17 protein-coding genes are annotated in these 16,293 nt (G+C 49.0%); 12 read left to right on the top strand and 5 right to left on the bottom strand.

What is annotated here, in order from left to right; genetic code table 11:
* The first annotated feature begins 182 nt into the window (after positions 1 to 182).
* The 10 genes from rpoE to pdxJ all read left to right on the top strand — a co-directional run bounded on the left by rpoE (position 183) and on the right by pdxJ (position 8,610).
* Entirely contained in the window at positions 183 to 764 is a 582-nt protein-coding gene (gene rpoE, locus C2M17_RS10720; protein ID WP_105200754.1) for an RNA polymerase sigma factor RpoE, read from the top strand.
* A 2-nt stretch (positions 765 to 766) separates the two neighbouring features.
* Positions 767 to 1,372 carry a sigma-E factor negative regulatory protein gene (locus C2M17_RS10715; protein ID WP_105200753.1) on the top strand — a complete coding sequence of 202 codons (606 nt, stop codon included), beginning with the start codon at positions 767 to 769 and terminating at the stop codon, positions 1,370 to 1,372.
* A gap of 6 nt (positions 1,373 to 1,378) precedes the next feature.
* Positions 1,379 to 2,320, top strand: coding sequence for a MucB/RseB C-terminal domain-containing protein (locus C2M17_RS10710; RefSeq protein WP_105200752.1), 942 nt, complete (start codon positions 1,379 to 1,381; stop codon positions 2,318 to 2,320).
* 8 nt (positions 2,321 to 2,328) lie between these two features.
* Positions 2,329 to 2,778 carry a SoxR reducing system RseC family protein gene (locus C2M17_RS10705; RefSeq protein WP_105200751.1) on the top strand — a complete coding sequence of 150 codons (450 nt, stop codon included), beginning with the start codon at positions 2,329 to 2,331 and terminating at the stop codon, positions 2,776 to 2,778.
* A 68-nt stretch (positions 2,779 to 2,846) separates the two neighbouring features.
* Positions 2,847 to 4,634: a translation elongation factor 4 gene (lepA, locus tag C2M17_RS10700; protein WP_105200750.1), complete on the top strand. Its 1,788-nt coding sequence runs from the start codon at positions 2,847 to 2,849 to the stop codon at positions 4,632 to 4,634.
* 21 nt (positions 4,635 to 4,655) lie between these two features.
* Positions 4,656 to 5,591, top strand: coding sequence for a signal peptidase I (gene lepB, locus C2M17_RS10695; RefSeq protein ID WP_105200749.1), 936 nt, complete (start codon positions 4,656 to 4,658; stop codon positions 5,589 to 5,591).
* Between the two features lie 2 nt (positions 5,592 to 5,593).
* A complete protein-coding gene (rnc, locus tag C2M17_RS10690; protein ID WP_105200748.1) occupies positions 5,594 to 6,271 on the top strand; it encodes a ribonuclease III in 678 nt (225 codons plus the stop codon).
* Positions 6,261 to 7,172, top strand: a complete 912-nt coding sequence (gene era / locus C2M17_RS10685; RefSeq protein ID WP_105200747.1) for a GTPase Era — start codon at positions 6,261 to 6,263, stop codon at positions 7,170 to 7,172. The genes rnc and era overlap by 11 nt, the downstream gene beginning before the upstream one ends.
* 4 nt (positions 7,173 to 7,176) lie before the next feature.
* Positions 7,177 to 7,872: a DNA repair protein RecO gene (recO, locus tag C2M17_RS10680; protein WP_105200746.1), complete on the top strand. Its 696-nt coding sequence runs from the start codon at positions 7,177 to 7,179 to the stop codon at positions 7,870 to 7,872.
* 6 nt (positions 7,873 to 7,878) lie between these two features.
* Entirely contained in the window at positions 7,879 to 8,610 is a 732-nt protein-coding gene (gene pdxJ, locus C2M17_RS10675) for a pyridoxine 5'-phosphate synthase (protein ID WP_105200745.1), read from the top strand.
* Between the two features lie 398 nt (positions 8,611 to 9,008).
* Here pdxJ and C2M17_RS10670 read toward each other — a convergent pair whose 3' ends face one another.
* The 3 genes from C2M17_RS10670 to C2M17_RS10660 all read right to left on the bottom strand — a co-directional run bounded on the left by C2M17_RS10670 (position 9,009) and on the right by C2M17_RS10660 (position 10,481).
* Positions 9,009 to 9,275: a hypothetical protein gene (locus tag C2M17_RS10670; protein WP_105200744.1), complete on the bottom strand. Its 267-nt coding sequence runs from the start codon at positions 9,273 to 9,275 to the stop codon at positions 9,009 to 9,011.
* Positions 9,276 to 9,419: 144 nt separating this feature from the next.
* Positions 9,420 to 9,959, bottom strand: a complete 540-nt coding sequence (locus C2M17_RS10665) for a hypothetical protein (protein ID WP_105200743.1) — start codon at positions 9,957 to 9,959, stop codon at positions 9,420 to 9,422.
* A 102-nt stretch (positions 9,960 to 10,061) separates the two neighbouring features.
* Entirely contained in the window at positions 10,062 to 10,481 is a 420-nt protein-coding gene (locus tag C2M17_RS10660) for a hypothetical protein (RefSeq protein ID WP_105200742.1), read from the bottom strand.
* A 541-nt stretch (positions 10,482 to 11,022) separates the two neighbouring features.
* Here C2M17_RS10660 and C2M17_RS10655 point away from each other — a divergent pair.
* The gene (locus tag C2M17_RS10655; protein WP_105200741.1) at positions 11,023 to 11,598 is read left to right on the top strand and encodes a hypothetical protein; all 576 of its coding nucleotides are present in this window, start codon (positions 11,023 to 11,025) and stop codon (positions 11,596 to 11,598) included.
* 298 nt (positions 11,599 to 11,896) lie between these two features.
* Here the strand turns inward: C2M17_RS10655 and C2M17_RS15870 are convergent, their stop codons facing one another.
* Positions 11,897 to 12,076, bottom strand: coding sequence for a hypothetical protein (locus tag C2M17_RS15870; RefSeq protein ID WP_233997963.1), 180 nt, complete (start codon positions 12,074 to 12,076; stop codon positions 11,897 to 11,899).
* A gap of 65 nt (positions 12,077 to 12,141) precedes the next feature.
* Positions 12,142 to 14,901: a two-component sensor histidine kinase BarA gene (gene barA, locus C2M17_RS10650; protein ID WP_105200740.1), complete on the bottom strand. Its 2,760-nt coding sequence runs from the start codon at positions 14,899 to 14,901 to the stop codon at positions 12,142 to 12,144.
* Between the two features lie 80 nt (positions 14,902 to 14,981).
* Between barA and rlmD the strand changes: the two genes are divergently transcribed.
* Entirely contained in the window at positions 14,982 to 16,292 is a 1,311-nt protein-coding gene (gene rlmD, locus C2M17_RS10645) for a 23S rRNA (uracil(1939)-C(5))-methyltransferase RlmD (protein WP_105200739.1), read from the top strand.
* Position 16,293 lies beyond the last annotated feature (1 nt).

Genomic DNA, 16,293 nt, shown 5'->3' with positions numbered 1-16,293 from the left:
TTACCTATTATGTTGCTTCTATATGTATCATATTTGCCGCCTGGGCACGACTGAAGTTAACTAAGAACAGAAAAAAAATGCAGTTATTGCGAACTTTTTCATTTCGACCCAGTCAGACTGAGTGTATTTGGTAGCTTGGATACAAGATAAAAGCAAAATAACGCAGAGGAGTACCGGCTCGAATGAGCGAGCAGGATTTGGATTTAGCGCTGGTAAGAAAGGTTCAACAGGGAGATAAAAATGCTTATAACCTGTTGGTCGCCAAATATCAGAACAAAGTAGCAGGATTGATATCGCGTTATGTTGCCAACCAAGGTGACATTGCAGATGTAGCTCAAGAAGCCTTTATTAAGGCGTATAGGGCGCTGCCTAATTTTAGGGGCGACAGCGCGTTTTATACTTGGCTATATCGTATTGCCGTGAACTGTGCAAAGAACTATTTGGTTGCACAGGGGCGCAGGCCGCCGGCAAATGATGTCGATGCTGATGATGCTGAGTTTTATGAAGGTGCAGATTCACTGCGTAGTAATGCCAGCCCAGAAAATTTGCTGTTAAGTGACGAGGTCAGAGACGTCATTTTTGCCACCATTGATAAGCTACCTGAAGATTTGAAAACAGCCATCACTTTACGAGAACTTGAAGGGATGAGCTATGAGGAAATCGCCGCGGTAATGGATTGCCCAGTGGGCACGGTGCGTTCACGTATATTCCGTGCTCGTGAAGCGATAGATAACAAGTTAACTCCGTTAATAGGTGAGTCGTAATTATGACTAAAGCAAAGTGTAGTGAGCAGGACAAAGCCTTTATTTCTGCCTTGGTGGACAATGAAGCCAGTGTCGATAAGCTTAACGTTGCTGATGTAGATACAGATACATTGGCTCGTTACAGCCTGATTGGCAATGTGATGCGCTCCGAAACAGCACCTAGCATCCAGTTAGATATAGCCGCGCAGGTAGCCCAACAACTTGAACAAGAACCGGTTCATGCGCAATTCGGCCAAGAGTTTGAGTCAAGCAGGGAAGCACAACCCCAACAGGATAACGTCATCCGCGGTACCTGGTGGCGTGGTATTACGCAAACCGCCATTGCCGCAAGCGTGGCCGTGGTTGCGGTACTGGGCGTCCAGCAATATGGTGCGACGGGCAATGGTGCCGATGAACTACCGCCCTTGCAGTCTAACCCATTTATTGGTGCGGCCTCACCGGTGAGTTATTCTTCGGAGCCGGCGCTTGAAAATGCCGAACGTGGTTTACGTGAATTACAACATCAGCGCATTGGCGCCCTGGTGTTAGAGCATCAGCGTCAGACCCGTGAAGCCGCGCATTTAGCAAACACGGCAAACAAAGATGAGCAAGAACAACAGGAACAATAATAGTTAATGAAGTACCTTTATGTTGTGCTAGTGAGCCTGTGGCTGTTCCCGGCCCAGGCTATGTCGGAGATGACCGCCAAGCAGTGGCTGGACAATATGGCCACCGCGGTTAAACAGCGCAACTTCGTCGCCTCATTTGTGGTGGTGAAAGACCGCGCCATGGAGCCTTACCGCTGGAGTCACGGTATTCATGAAGGGCAGGAACTGGAATTACTGACCTTACTTAATGGTGCGGGCCTGGAAATGGTGCGCGTTGACGATCGTGTTACCTATTACGAACCCCAAGCTCAACCTTATTCGGTAAAAACCTCGGCGATCAGCGGTCCCATCCCGGAAGTGCTGTTTGGCGATGTGGAACAACTGGCACAAAACTATAATTTCGTGCTTGGTAACAAGGGCCGTATTGCCGGTCGTCCAGCACAGCTTTTGCGCATTGAAGCCAAAGACCAGGACAAATACAGCTACTGGGTCTGGCTTGATACCGAAACCTCATTACTGCTTAAGTCCGCCTATGTGAACAATCAGGGCGAATTTTTAGAGCAACTGCAACTGAGTCATATCAATGTCTCGGAAACCCCGGCTCCGGAGTTACTTGAGATCAGCCGTCGTGAATTCCCGGCCCCCTTGCCTCGTAATGAAGAGGCAGGCGATCAGGGCAGTTGGCAAATAGGCTGGTTACCCCAAGGCTTCGAGCTGCTTAAGTCAGATCGCCATAAACTCAATTTAAACAATGAGTTGGCAGATTATTATTTGTATTCCGATGGCTTGGTTGAAGTCTCGGTATTTGTGCAGCGGCCTTTGGCCGGGCAACGTCCGAGCGGCTCGTTAACCTCGGGTGCCACCACCATTTATATCCATAACGCCGGCGCCTTCGATGTCTCGGTGATAGGTAATATCCCCGTCGCTACGGCAAAAAATATAGCCGAGTCGGTACAGCGACCTCTGTAGTTAAGCCCATGATTGAACAAGTTCTTACCGTGGTCGCCGTCAAGGGCGACACCGCGTTTTTACAAGCCGAGCCTAAGCCGGCTTGTGCCGGTTGTAATGGCAAGTGCGGCTCGCAAGTGTTCGCCAAGCTGTTCGGCACAGACAAAAAGCGTTTTCCCTATCAATTTTCCGAGCCTGTGAGCGTGGGTCAAAAGGTTAAACTGGCCCTTGATGACTCGCACATAGTGATGAGTTCATTTGTCGTTTATATCTGGCCGCTGTTATTCGCTTTGGTGACGGCGGTGCTCGCGCAGGCTGTTTTCGGTGTTAGTGAAGGGTTGCAAATAGGCGCCGCATTTGCTGCGGGTGTTCTTGGTTTTATCCTTGCTAAACATAGGCTTAGGCGTGTTGTTCATGATGTGAAAGTGATAAAGATTTACCCTCTTAGCCTGCCAGTATCGCAAAGAGATGGTGATTAGCGTCAATTACAGGTAAAATTGGCCCTTTGTTTACCCGAGCTCAGTTTTAAGAAGTCAGAATCCAATTTATGAAGCATATCCGTAACTTTTCGATTATCGCCCATATCGACCATGGTAAATCGACCCTGTCCGATCGTTTGATCCAAGTGTGTGGCGGCTTAACCGACCGCGAAATGCAGCAGCAAGTATTGGACTCAATGGAGCTTGAGCGTGAACGCGGTATTACCATCAAGGCGCAGAGCGTAACTCTTAACTACACCGCCAAAGATGGTGAAACCTACCAGTTAAACTTTATCGACACCCCGGGACACGTGGATTTCTCATACGAAGTATCACGCTCTCTGGCGGCCTGTGAAGGGGCGCTGCTGGTTGTTGATGCCGGTCAGGGTGTTGAAGCACAAACCCTGGCTAACTGTTACACCGCCATCGAAATGGACCTGGAAGTGGTGCCAATCTTGAACAAGATTGACCTGCCGCAAGCCGATCCTGATCGTGTGGCCGAAGAAATTGAAGACATTGTCGGCATCGACGCCACAGATGCGGTGCAGTGTAGCGCCAAAACCGGTATCGGTATCGATGACGTACTAGAGCGTATCGTGCGTGATATTCCGCCGCCGCAAGGTGATGTGGATGGCCCGCTAAAAGCACTTATTATTGATTCTTGGTTCGACCCGTACCAGGGCGTTGTGTCACTTGTACGTATTATGCAAGGTGAGCTTAAAGCCGGCGACAAGATCAAGATCATGTCGAACGAGCAAGTTCATATTGCCGATAAAGTAGGTATCTTCACCCCGAAGCAGACCACCACGGGTGCGCTGAAAACGGGCGAAGTAGGCTTTATTATCGCCGGTATCAAAGAAATCCACGGTGCTCCTGTGGGTGACACCATTACTCTGGCACGTAATTCAGCACAAGAACGCCTGCCAGGCTTCCAGCGCGTTAAGCCGCAGGTTTACGCCGGTATGTTCCCTATTTCTTCAGACGAGTATGAATCATTCCGCGATGCCCTTGATAAGCTGAGCCTGAACGATGCTTCGCTGTTCTTCGAGCCTGAAAACTCAACGGCCCTGGGCTTTGGTTTCCGCTGTGGCTTCTTAGGCATGCTACACATGGAAATCATCCAGGAGCGTCTGGAGCGCGAATACGATATCGACCTTATCACCACGGCACCGACCGTAGTGTATGAGGTGGTAACCAAAGATGGCACGATTCAAATCGATAACCCGTCTGAGCTGCCGCCGGTAAACGACATTCTTGAAATTCGTGAGCCTATCGTAGAAGCCAATATTCTCGTACCGCAAGAGTACCTGGGTAACGTCATTACCCTGTGTATTGAAAAGCGCGGTATGCAAACCAAGATGAACTATCACGGCAACCAGGTAGCGGTGACTTACGAGCTGCCCATGGGTGAAGTGGTGATGGACTTCTTCGATAAGCTGAAGTCAACCAGCCGTGGTTTCGCATCACTGGATTACAACTTTAAAGAATTCCGCACCGCCGACATGGTACGTGTGGATATTCTTATCAATGGCGACCGCGTTGATGCCCTGGCCATTATTTGTCACCGCGACAACGCTCAAGGCCGTGGCCGTGAACTGGCAGAAGCACTGCGTGAGCTTATTCCACGCCAGATGTTCGACATCGCCATTCAGGCGGCTATCGGCAACCATGTTATTGCCCGTTCAACGGTTAAACAGCTTCGTAAAAACGTAATCGCCAAGTGTTATGGTGGTGACGTAAGCCGTAAGAAAAAGCTACTGCAAAAGCAGAAAGAAGGTAAGAAGCGCATGAAGCAGCTGGGTAACGTTGAAGTTCCTCAAGATGCCTTCTTGGCGATTTTGAAAGTCGGCAAATAATAACAATAAAGGACACCACTGATGGCTGGATATTTTTCCATATTTTTAGTGCTACTTACCCTGGCCTCGGGCCTGATCTGGTTGATAGATCATCTGGTTTATGCCCCCAAGCGCAAGCAGCTTATTGCGCTTGCAGAGGGCACCAGTGGTAAGCCGCTGGACGAGGAATTAAAAGAGGAAATCGCTCCTGTGCCTGTGCTCACCGAGCATGCCAAGTCGATTTTCCCCATGATAGCCATCATTACCGTATTTCGTTCGTTTTTGTTCGAACCGTTTCAGATCCCATCGGGCTCCATGATGCCAACTCTGTTGGTGGGCGACTTTATCCTGGTACAAAAATACTCTTACGGTATTAAGGACCCGGTATGGCGCTCTGAGCTGGTAGCTACGGGCAAACCGGAGCGTGGTGATATTGCGGTGTTTAAGTTTCCGCCTAAGCCTGAGCTGGACTTTATCAAGCGTGTTATCGGTCTGCCGGGCGACACCATTGTGTATCGCAACAAGCAGCTGTATATCAAACCGCATTGTGAGCAAGGCCAGGCCGAGCAGGGCAGTTTGCTTTGTGGCGAATACAATAAAATTGCACTAGATATAATTAATAAAGATGAGTTTATGCAAGGGAGCCAGCAACTTGTGCGTCTTGAAGAAGACCTCGACGGCCTTAAGCATGATATTTTAATAAACCCAAGACTGCCTGAGTTTAAGAGCAAGTACTACCAACAACAAGGCACCAAGATTGACGAGTGGGTTGTTCCCGAAGGTCATTATTTTATGATGGGCGACAACCGCGACAATAGTGAAGACGGTCGCGCTTGGGGATTCGTTCCAGAGCCTAACCTGGTAGGTAAAGCGGTCTTTATTTGGATGAGTTTTGAATTTGAAAACACAGCCGATGACTTCTTGCCAAGTTGGGTGCCAACCAGTGTTCGCTTTGAACGCTTAGGTAATATTCAGTAACAATGAAGAAAAACGTAACAGAACTGTACAGTAAAATAGGATATAGCTTTATTGACCAGGGCTTGCTTGAGCAAGCCCTGACTCATCGCAGCCATAAGGGCCAGCATAACGAGCGCCTGGAGTTTCTTGGTGACTCAATTTTAAGCTTTGTCATCGCCAACGCCTTGTATCACAAGTTTCCTAAGGCGCGCGAGGGCGATTTGAGCCGCATGCGTTCAACTTTAGTGCGCGGCCAAACCCTGGCCGAATTTGGCCTTGAGTTTAACCTGGGCGAGTACCTGCGCCTGGGCCCGGGTGAGCTTAAAAGCGGCGGTTATCGCCGCGAGTCAACCCTGGCCGATGCGGTAGAGGCCATTATTGGCGCCGTATTCCTGGACTCAGATATCGACACCTGCAGCGACTTGGTACTGCAATGGTACGCCTCGCGCTTGGACTCTATTTCCCCGGGAATGAATCAAAAAGACCCTAAGACTCTGTTACAAGAGTTTTTACAGGCCCGTAAGTTACCCCTGCCGGGTTATACGGTGATCGATACCAAGGGTCAGGCGCATAACCAGACGTTCACGGTTGAATGTATCGTTGAAGGGATGGAAAGTATTATCTCTGTGGGCAGTTCGCGCCGTAAGGCGGAGCAAAAAGCCGCAGAAAAAGCCTTAAAGATATTAAAGAATGACAGCTGATACGCACACACAAACGCATTGCGGTATGGTGGCCATAGTAGGTCGCCCGAACGTAGGTAAATCAACCTTGTTGAACAAAATTGTTGAGCAGAAGGTGAGTATTACCTCGCGTAAACCGCAAACCACGCGCCACCGCATTATGGGCATTCATACCGAAGATAATTATCAAACCGTGTATGTGGACACCCCGGGCCTGCATGTGGAAGAGAAGCGCGCCATTAACCGTTTAATGAACCGCGCCGCCTCAAGCTCCATCGGTGACGTTGAGCTGATCATCTTTGTGGTCGAAGGGACGCACTGGACCAATGACGACGAAATGGTGTTGAACAAGGTCTGTGCCGGTAAAACACCCGTGCTCTTGGTGATGAATAAAACCGATCAGGTGAAAGACCAGGAACTGATCCCCAAGCATCTGCTCTGGCTCAGTGAAAAAGGCGACTTTGCCGGTATTATTCCGGTTTCCGCCAAGAATAATCGCAATCTTGACCTGATCAAAAAAGAAGTGCGTAAGCGCTTACCACAAAGCGAATTTTACTTCCCGGAAGACTATGTTACAGACCGTTCCATGCGCTTTATGGCGGCGGAGATCGTGCGTGAAAAGCTCATGCGCTTTATGGGGGACGAGTTACCCTATTCTGTGACCGTGGAAATCGAGCAGTTTAAATGGCAAGACAACGGCGTATGGCAAATTAACGCCCTGATCCTGGTTGAGCGCGAAACGCAAAAGCGCATGGTCATAGGTAACAAGGGTGAAAAGCTGAAAACCATCGGCCGCGAAGCCCGTCGCGATCTCGAAGATATGCTCGATAACAAGGTGTTCCTTGAGCTGTGGGTCAAGGTGAAATCGGGTTGGGCGGACGATGAACGTGCCCTGCGTAGCCTAGGTTACGGCGAAGACTAAGCCCATGAACGCGGGCTTTGAGCGCGCCTTTTTACTGCATCGACGGGCCATTAGCGACTCGCAATGGCTGGTCGATTTTGTGGTCGAAAATCGCGGCCTGATGCGCATGATAGCGCGCCTAAGCGGTAAGCAGGCGATCAAGCACAAAGCCCAGTTACAACCCTTCCAAGCACTCCTTATTCGCTATCAAGGCAATGGCGAGCTCAAATACCTGCAACACTTTGAACTCGACACCGCCTTGGAGCCACTGCGTGGCGACAAGCTCTATTGCGGCTTCTATATGAATGAATTGGCAGCGCGCATCATCCCCATCAATGAGCCTCTGGAGCAGATATTCTCCCTCTATTCCCTGCACTTGCAGGAGCTCGCAGGAGCTAAAGATCTGGGTGCCAGCTTACGCTGTTATGAGTTACAGCTGCTGGAGAGCCTGGGTTATGGCGTCAACTTTGACAGCGACTATCAGGGCGATGCCATTGATGCCAAAGGACAATACGATTACTATCCCGAGCAGGGTTGGGTACGCCAGGCACAACCGGTGCAGGGTTACGGTTTTAGCGGTGCGCATATTCTCGCGTTTGCCCGTTATGATTTTTCCGAGCCGCAAATACAAAGGGCGGCCAAGCATTTTTGTCGTTATATACTCAAACCCTTGCTTGGCAACAAACCACTAAAAAGCAGAGAACTATTTAAATCAAGGTAAGGCAGCATGAAAGAGATTCTACTAGGCGTTAACGTTGACCATATCGCCACTTTACGTCAGGCCCGTGGCACCACTTATCCGGATCCGGCCCTTGCCGCCGCAGTCGCCGAGCATGCCGGTGCCGACGGGATCACCATTCACCTGCGTGAAGACAGACGTCATATTCAAGACCGTGACGTCTATGTGATGAAAGACACCATACAAACACGCATGAACCTGGAAATGGCGGTCACCGAAGAAATGCTCGCCATTGCCCTGGAAGTAAAACCGGCCTTTGTCTGCCTGGTGCCGGAAAAGCGTGAAGAGTTGACCACAGAAGGCGGCCTGGATGTAGTAGGGCAGTACGACAAGGTGGCCGATGCGGTAAAGCGTTTAAGCGATGCCGGTATTAAGGTAAGCCTCTTTATCGATGCCGATGAAGCGCAAATCGATGCCAGCGTCAAAGCCGGTGCCCCTTATATCGAAATTCACACCGGCGCCTATGCCGATGCCGAAAACGACGCCGAGCAAGCGGCAGAGCTTGAGAGCATCCGCGCTGGCGTACAATATGCCCATGCTCAAGGCCTGGTGGTTAACGCCGGTCACGGCTTGCACTATCACAATGTAAAGCCTATCGCAGCCATGCCTGAGATTTATGAGCTTAACATTGGCCATGCGATCATCGCCCGTGCCGCAATTGATGGTATGGAAAAGGCCGTGCGTGATATGAAACGTCTGATGCTAGAGGCGCGGGCCTAAGAGGTCTTGGGGTCAGGACGCTGACGGCGTTTTGATATTGAGATACTTTCTTTGGAAAGCCGGTGTTTATCGCCGGCTTTTTTGTTTTTGTTGAGATCTTGTCGGGTCGCCGACCTCGACTTAGAGGAAATGCTTGTCCATTTCCTCTAAGAACTCCTAGGACACCCGTGATTCGCTTATGCTTCCGAACTCAGCGTTTTGTTAAACGTTCCGCTTAGCTTTCAACGCGGTTTAACGAGGTGTCCTACCTCGATAAACCTAACTCCGCCTCCATGCTCCGTTGTTGCAAGCACACTCCACAACAAAAGCTGATTTCTCCTGCGCGAATCCAAACGGGAAGGTCGATACCTGTTACTTCAGAATTTGCTGATGGGCCGATAAGTGTCTTGTTAGCAGACTTACGCAAAAAGACGATACAGTCCATAATAAAACCCCAAGCCTAAAAAGGCTGCAAAATGCCCCATCCACTTTGTTGCTGAGTCAGAGGATTTACTCTGGAAATAGCCAACAACAAAACCTAAGAACAGTACTGGTAAGAACAATGCCATTGGAATAATCGTAGCACTCGGCGTTCCTTCATACTCCCTAAGACTCTCGATGAGCTGCTTTAACTTTTTGGGCAGTACCGAATTAGCATAAAGCGCTGGAAATAACGAAAAGTACACCCAGAAGAAACCTAAAAAAAATGTGGGCAGAACTAATGCAAACCATTCCTTATTAATAGCGCTTTCCTCTTGTCTGCTAACGCCTCACCAAGAGGTGAGTAATTGTTGGATAAAATGTGAAACGAAGCGGAGCCAAGCCAACTGTTACAAGTCCCGTTTCAGTGGTTTGTTATGTGAAATTACACGTTCTCCATGAAAATTCCACCTGATTTGCATAGTTACTTCAGATATAGGCTGTGAAATAAATTCCTGAACCTTATCACAACGTACTACAACACCATCGGTGCTTAGAGGCACAAGTTGACCAGTCCAAGCTGAGCAATTAGCAATTAGTTTTTTTTCATCTGTATATGCCTCAAAATCAACCTCCACAGTCTTCCAAGTACTACTACCTTTGTTACTTATAACACCTGAAATCTCTATCACATCGCCCATATCTTTATAACTTTGAATGCTGAAATATAAATCATGGCTCGGGTCATAATACATATCAGGAATATCACTTAAAAACAGTTCATCAGAGCTGATTGTCATCGACTCTCTTAACTGCTGCGCTTTTTCCATAGCATCTTCGAAGTCATTCAATCGATCTTTTTTACTTAGGTGATAGTGTGCTTCATCAACAATAGATATTCCCAGACCTAAAAGAACACCAATACCTAAGTATTTAAATACTGACTTCACGAATTTACCCCTTTCACATAACGCCTCAATAAAGGGTCTCCACGCAGCGGCGAAGCCGCAAAGTGGAGGTCCAGCCCCGAAGGGGCGCCTTTGATTGATTTGTTAGGCATTTGACTCTGGCCTAAATGCTAGCTCAGGATAAATTAGATAAGCAAAGAAGAAGCCTACCCCGGCTGAACTAAAGAAAGACAGCAAAAACAGAACACTGTCTGGGCCGCCTACCAACCAATAATAGGTAAAACCAGATAACCCGGTAAATATGCCGAATGCAACCATTAAGAAAATTGTATTGACGTACTTACCAATTGCTCTGTACGTGCCTGGCATTGGCATGGGTAAAAACCTATTTAGCAAAGCCAAAATCGGGGGGCCGAACAAACCGAAAAGAACCACCGGCAAAATAGCTGCGTTTTCTAAGCCGCGACCAATCTCACTATCAAATACCACAATACCTTGATAGAGGCCCATGACTGAACCAATCCCAATTCCTACCCAATCGCTTCGTAAAAACTCGAACTTCATGTTGATGCCTAACAATTTAATATCGAGCGATTGGGTCGTTTTTCTACTGCAATCTGTCTCGTTTTTGTCCTATAACCATAGATAACAAATTTAGGAAGTACTTACCAGCATTGAAGTTACGCTACATTGCTATAAACCTGGACACGACAAAAACGACCCATTGGGTCGTTTTCCTGACTATGGGAGAAACTCATCGATTATGGATGGATAACCAGTAATTTCGGTGGAAGTATGAACGTCAGTTTTCCGCTTAATCGAGGCTGCCTGGAAGGGACATTGGTCAAAATTATATTTCCAGAACTTGTTTTTAACTGTAATGCCTGCGACATGCTCTCAAGATAAGTAACGAATTGTGGTGATTCTTGGTGTTTATCAAACGATGCTCTTGCTTATTAAATAAATTATGTGTGGATGTGTATAGTAGACGGCAAATATTTTCGTTAATTTAGCCATCACATGTAGAGGTGCTAATATTCATTATCTATAGGATTTACATTGCAGATATTACAGAAGCTACTTTTTGGAACGAGGGACTGTTGTTATGAATGGATATCGTATCTTACCTTTAGCGCTAGCTTTAGTTCACTTAACTGGATGTGATTTTATTCCACCCAGTAAAGAAGAAGTATACAAACCTTTTATAAGCCTGAAAGAAAAGTACTCAAAACAAGAGAAACCGCAAGTACCGCTTTCACCAGTTGATTCTTTGCTGTTTCAATCGATACATCACCCTGGCGTGTTATTAAGCTCGGGCAGTACGGGTGGGTTCGCGTTGAACCAAGGCGCTTTGTATATAGACACAAAAAACACCCCACTAGGCTCATTTGAAATTTCAGCAAAAAATATTAGGGCTTGTACATGTCTAAGTTTTGGCTCTGGTGAGATTTACACAGAAGTTTTACTGGCTGAAGAAGGGCTAATTTTGAGCTTAGGCTACTCAGGTATAGCTAGTAAAACGATTGACTGGTGTTACGCTAATAACAAACCAGTTATTTCTAACTCACTCCAAAGAGATTGGTTATATGATAAGCGCCCCCTCCCGGACTTCGACAACTATACTCAAGTGAGTCGAAAGCTATACGATGAGCAGTATAAACAAGCGTGCCAAGGGTTCTAGTATAGTGTCGGTGAAATAGTTTTATCGTTATACGAAAAGCTCTTCCTCGACTTAAAATCAATTGAGCTTCCGCTCCTCGCTCATAGTCATCAAACAGATTGCGATATCCTAAATTTGAAAGTCGGTGCATCAGCTTAATCCCCTTACATTGCATCCGAAGCGCGATACGAGAAGAGTAATCGCCAGCACGACGCTGGCGAAAACATGCTCAGGGCAGGGAAGGCCTGTGCATGTTGGTTACGTTCATTTCTCGTAGCGGGGTGAGGAAACAATGCAATGTTGGGGCGCCTTGGGGTTCTTAGGGGTGGTTGGCGTAAACCACCCCTAAGGTGTCGTCGCCACCGCGACAAGATCTATTTGCAAGGCTGCTAGGTAACTGCTCCTGCGTTACCCTAGTACCGCCGTCCATGGCGGCAAAGCCTCGCCCACAACTCCATTGTCGGCTTAAAGCACCGGCTTTGTCATGTAGGAAACCCACAACTCTGCCAAACAGGGGTTCCAAGGGGACTCGCCCCTTGGGTGTGATGGTAATCACACCATCCGTCACAACGAGTTGTTCTTCTCCAACCCCGCATCCGTCAGCAAATTCCTGAGCTCATCCAGCAATTCCAGCAGCTCGGGCTCGATATCATTGATGCTGGCCTGCTCCTTCATGGCCGTTTCAATCAGCTCGGCGAGCTTTTTCAGCTTCGGCACGCCGGTATAGCAGCAGGCGCCGTGGAACTTGTGGATGATAGAAAGTAAGCGTTGGTGATCCTTGGCGGTCATGGCTTCTTCTATCAGGCTGACGGTTTCCGGAATGCTGAGCAGCAGCATGTTGAGCATTTCTTGGGCCAGGTCTTCCTTGCCACCGGCGCGTTGCAGAGCCAGATCCCAGTTCAGGCCATTGCTGGCAAAGGGAGGTGTGCTTGGGGGGCTCTTGTTGACGTGGCGCTCGCGCAGGCGCTTATGATCGGCGCCGTGCTCCATAAGTACTTCGTGGAGCATGTCCTCGTCCAAAGGCTTGGTCAGGTAGCTGGCAAAGCCAACTTCCTTAAGCTGTTCTTTCTCCCCGCTTAGGGCGTGGGCGGTCACGGCTATGATTGGTGTGTCTTCATTGAGAGAGGACTCGCAAATGAGCTTACAGGCGGTAATGCCGTCCATAATCGGCATTTGTATGTCCATAAAGATCATATCGTATTTATGGCTTTTACAGACCTCCACCGCCTGGGCACCGTTATGGGCTGTATCCAGCTCTTCCACCTGCTCTTCAAGCAAGGCGCAGATCAGTTTCAGGTTGGCATCGTTATCGTCCACGACCAGGGCTTTTAACGGCAGGCGGCTGGCCTTGCGGTCCTGGGTGTGAATGGTGGGGTGATCAAGACGATAGGGCGCCGCCATCATTTCGCAAAACTTGCGATGATTAATGGGTTTGCTGAGGCAGCCATCGGCACCACTGCCCACTAAGGCCTCGCGCATATTATGCGACACCGTATTGAGCAGCAAATAGATATAGTCACTGTGTGGGCGCACCATGGAAATGAGCTGTTTCATCAGCGCCATGGACTCGACACCGCCGGCATCGCCAAGTACACAGATATCAAATTTAAAGGAGCCGGTGAGTACTTGCTCTAGCTCTTCCAGGTTGCGACAGCCGCTTACATGCACACCCCAGGCATGCAATATGCTGGTGGTGGCCATGTAGCTGTGCTCATTTTGCTCGAAATACAGCACCCGCTTAGTGGCTAAGGAGCCGCAGGGCAGTTCGGTTTGGAAATGATGGTCCGGCAGCTTAAACACAGCGTTAAAAGTAAAGCAGGTGCCCTTACCCGGGGCGCTGTTCAAGGTGATGCGTCCGCCCATGGCTTCAACCAAATGCTTGGTGATCATAAGCCCCAGGCCGGTGCCGCCAAACTTACGGGTGATGCTGGAGTCGGCCTGGCCAAAGGGGGTAAACAAGGTGTCTTGTTTATCCATGGCAATGCCGACGCCGGTGTCTTTTACCGAGATCAGTAAGGAGGTGCGCTCATCGGCCAGCAGGCGACTGCTGATATCTATATTGATCTCACCCTGCTCGGTAAACTTAATGGCGTTACTCACCAGGTTGGTAAGAATTTGTCGAAAGCGGGTTGGGTCGCCAAACAGTTGCTCGGGCACATTGGGGTTTACATGAATCGACAGCTCCAGGTTTTTCTCATGGGCGCCGGGGGCGAGCAGGGTCAGCACCTCGTTCACAGCATCGCGCAGTTGGAATTGAATGCTTTCCAGCTCCATGGCGCCGGCTTCAAGTTTGGAGAAGTCGAGAATATCGCTGATGATGCTAAGCAGGCTGTTGGCCGAGGCCTCTATGGTATCCAGGTAATCTTTTTGGCTCTTATTAAGCGGCGTTTTATAAAGCTGGCGAGCAAAGCCAATAACCCCATTGAGCGGGGTGCGCAGCTCGTGACTCATCTTCGCCAGGAAGTCCGACTTAACCTTGTTGGCGGCCAGGGCCTCGCGTTTGGCGATATTGAGCTGAATATTCTGGGTTTCATACTGCTCTAGGGTTTCCTGGTAGTCGGCGGTGGCCTGGTCGATATGACGCTGCATTTCGTCTTTTTCATCGGCCATGTATTCGGTAATGCTCACTAGGCCTAAGCGCAGTTGCTCCAGCTCGCCCTGCATGGTCTGGGTAATGTTTTGCGGCACTTCGCCCCGGGCTACTTCGCCGGTGGCGCGCACCAAACGTGACAAGGGCTGGGTGATCATACGGCTCAGACGAATGGAGAGCACCACGGCAAAGCCGATGGCTAATAAGATCACAGCGGCACTGATTAAAATGGCTCTTTGTTGCTCTATTACCGCGGCCTGGCGGTTAAATTGCACCATCACAGTGCCGGCGGTTTGAAACGGCAGATGGCTGGGGGTATTGGGGTTGAGTACGCCCTGATAAAAAATTAAAAATTCATCGTCGTGAATGGCCTTATTCAGGCTCTGATGCACCTCGGGGGGAATAGTAGTCAGACGGTCAAAATTGCGATGTAAATTGCTGGTCACCACCAAGGAATCGCTGGCGTCAAAAATGGCCACGGACTTTACAAGCGGCGAGTGCATATTGTGAATATGGCGAGCTATGCGCTCTAACGTAGCCTTGTCGTTTTTAACTAAGGGTTGCTCTATGGCAATACTTAATGGTTCGATTATGGTGCTGCCTTGCTCGATGAGAAATTCATCCAACTCCAGGTAGCGATTTATAGTAAAATAGCCGCCGAGCAATAGACCAATCACCACGGTAGGCACCAAGGTCAGGATCAGGACTGAATCCCGAAGGCCTAGTCGGTTCATAAGCAAACAAATAAATGAGACTGTGTTAAGTTTAGGTTATAGCTTACACCGATCTTTATCAATGTAAATTAGGGCGGGGCATGGCGAACTTTTTTAAGCCAAGTAAAAAACAAGTTAAAAATCAAACGCAAGAATTGAGCATCCAGAGTATGGATCACCATGGGCGCGGCGTGGCAAAAAATAACGGCAAGGTTGTTTTTGTTAATGAAGCCCTGGCGGGTGAGCGCGTTCTGGCACGTATTAATGCCGATAAGAAAAGCTACGCAGAGGGCCAATGCATTAAGGTGCTTGAGCCCAGCGCAGCGCGGGTTAAGCCCATGTGCCAGCATTATCATCAATGCGGCGGCTGTAACTTGCAGCATCTTGAACTGCAGGCACAACTGGACGCCAAGCAGCAGGCGGTGGGCGCTCTTTTTACCAAGTTTACCGGCCAAAGCGAATTACCTTGGCAGGCCCCAATCGAAAGTCAGCCCTGGCATTATCGCCGCAGTGCCCGTATCAGTATTTTCCATGATAAGAATCGCGGCCTGCAGGTGGGCTTTCGCCAGCAAGGTTCCAAGCAGATAGTTAATATCGAACACTGCCCGGTGTTGGAGCAGGGCTTTGATGCGGTCTTTGCATTTTTCCGCGCTCAGATAGAGCAGCATCCGGCGCTGCGCTCAGTATCGCATTTGCAGCTGGTGGCCACAGAAGACACCCATTACATAGTAGTACGTCATACTAAGGCCATCGTCGACAAGGTGCAGCAACTAGTACAGGATGCCGCCAGCGAGCATGACTGGACCTTGGTTTGGCAGCACAGCACCGAGCAGGTGCTACCGGCGGCCAGCTATCATATTAAACAAGGTGAACTGTCCTTGCAGTTCGGCCTGGATAATTTTATTCAGGTCAATGCCGAGGTGAACGAGCAGATGCTTAACCAGGCCATGCAGTGGTTGGCGTTAGGTGCCGATGAGCAGGTGTTGGATTTGTTTTGCGGTGTCGGCAACTTCTCCTTGCTGGCAGCTAAGCAGGCAAAAAGAGTGGTCGGTGTTGAGGGCGTGGCCTCGGCTGTGGACTATGCTCAGTTAAATGCCAAGGCCAATGAATTGGATAATTGTCAGTTTCATTGTTTTGATTTAACCGAGCCCTTGGCGCAGGCGAGTTGGTTTGATAAAAACCTTGATGTGTTGCTGCTTGATCCATCGCGCATGGGTGCCGAAGCTATACTTGCGCAATTACCGCTCAAACAGTTCAAACGCGTCTTGTACGTGTCTTGTGATCCCGTTACTCTGGCAAGAGACAGCAAAACGATACTGGCAGCGGGTTTTTCGCTCAATAAACTGGGAATTATGAACATGTTCCCGCACACAGGTCATATCGAAACAATGGCATTATTTACACGGGGGTAGA

This window comes from Pseudoalteromonas sp. T1lg10, assembly GCF_002964545.1.
GTDB lineage: Bacteria > Pseudomonadota > Gammaproteobacteria > Enterobacterales > Alteromonadaceae > Pseudoalteromonas.
The sequence above is the reverse complement of the archived record's forward strand: the minus strand, read 5'-3'. Positions and strand labels throughout refer to the sequence as shown.

Bases quoted from the DNA above. Each gene is read 5' to 3' on its own strand.
- C2M17_RS10715 (WP_105200753.1), top strand. From the start codon at position 767: ATGACTAAAGCAAAGTGTAGTGAGCAGGACAAAGCCTTTATTTCTGCC.
- rnc (WP_105200748.1), top strand. From the start codon at position 5,594: ATGAAGAAAAACGTAACAGAACTGTACAGTAAAATAGGATATAGCTTT.
- recO (WP_105200746.1), top strand. From the start codon at position 7,177: ATGAACGCGGGCTTTGAGCGCGCCTTTTTACTGCATCGACGGGCCATT.
- lepA (WP_105200750.1), top strand. From the start codon at position 2,847: ATGAAGCATATCCGTAACTTTTCGATTATCGCCCATATCGACCATGGT.
- rlmD (WP_105200739.1), top strand. From the start codon at position 14,982: ATGGCGAACTTTTTTAAGCCAAGTAAAAAACAAGTTAAAAATCAAACG.
- barA (WP_105200740.1), bottom strand. From the start codon at position 14,901: ATGAACCGACTAGGCCTTCGGGATTCAGTCCTGATCCTGACCTTGGTG.
- lepB (WP_105200749.1), top strand. From the start codon at position 4,656: ATGGCTGGATATTTTTCCATATTTTTAGTGCTACTTACCCTGGCCTCG.
- pdxJ (WP_105200745.1), top strand. From the start codon at position 7,879: ATGAAAGAGATTCTACTAGGCGTTAACGTTGACCATATCGCCACTTTA.
- era (WP_105200747.1), top strand. From the start codon at position 6,261: ATGACAGCTGATACGCACACACAAACGCATTGCGGTATGGTGGCCATA.
- C2M17_RS10660 (WP_105200742.1), bottom strand. From the start codon at position 10,481: ATGAAGTTCGAGTTTTTACGAAGCGATTGGGTAGGAATTGGGATTGGT.
- C2M17_RS10705 (WP_105200751.1), top strand. From the start codon at position 2,329: ATGATTGAACAAGTTCTTACCGTGGTCGCCGTCAAGGGCGACACCGCG.
- C2M17_RS10655 (WP_105200741.1), top strand. From the start codon at position 11,023: ATGAATGGATATCGTATCTTACCTTTAGCGCTAGCTTTAGTTCACTTA.
- rpoE (WP_105200754.1), top strand. From the start codon at position 183: ATGAGCGAGCAGGATTTGGATTTAGCGCTGGTAAGAAAGGTTCAACAG.
- C2M17_RS10710 (WP_105200752.1), top strand. From the start codon at position 1,379: ATGAAGTACCTTTATGTTGTGCTAGTGAGCCTGTGGCTGTTCCCGGCC.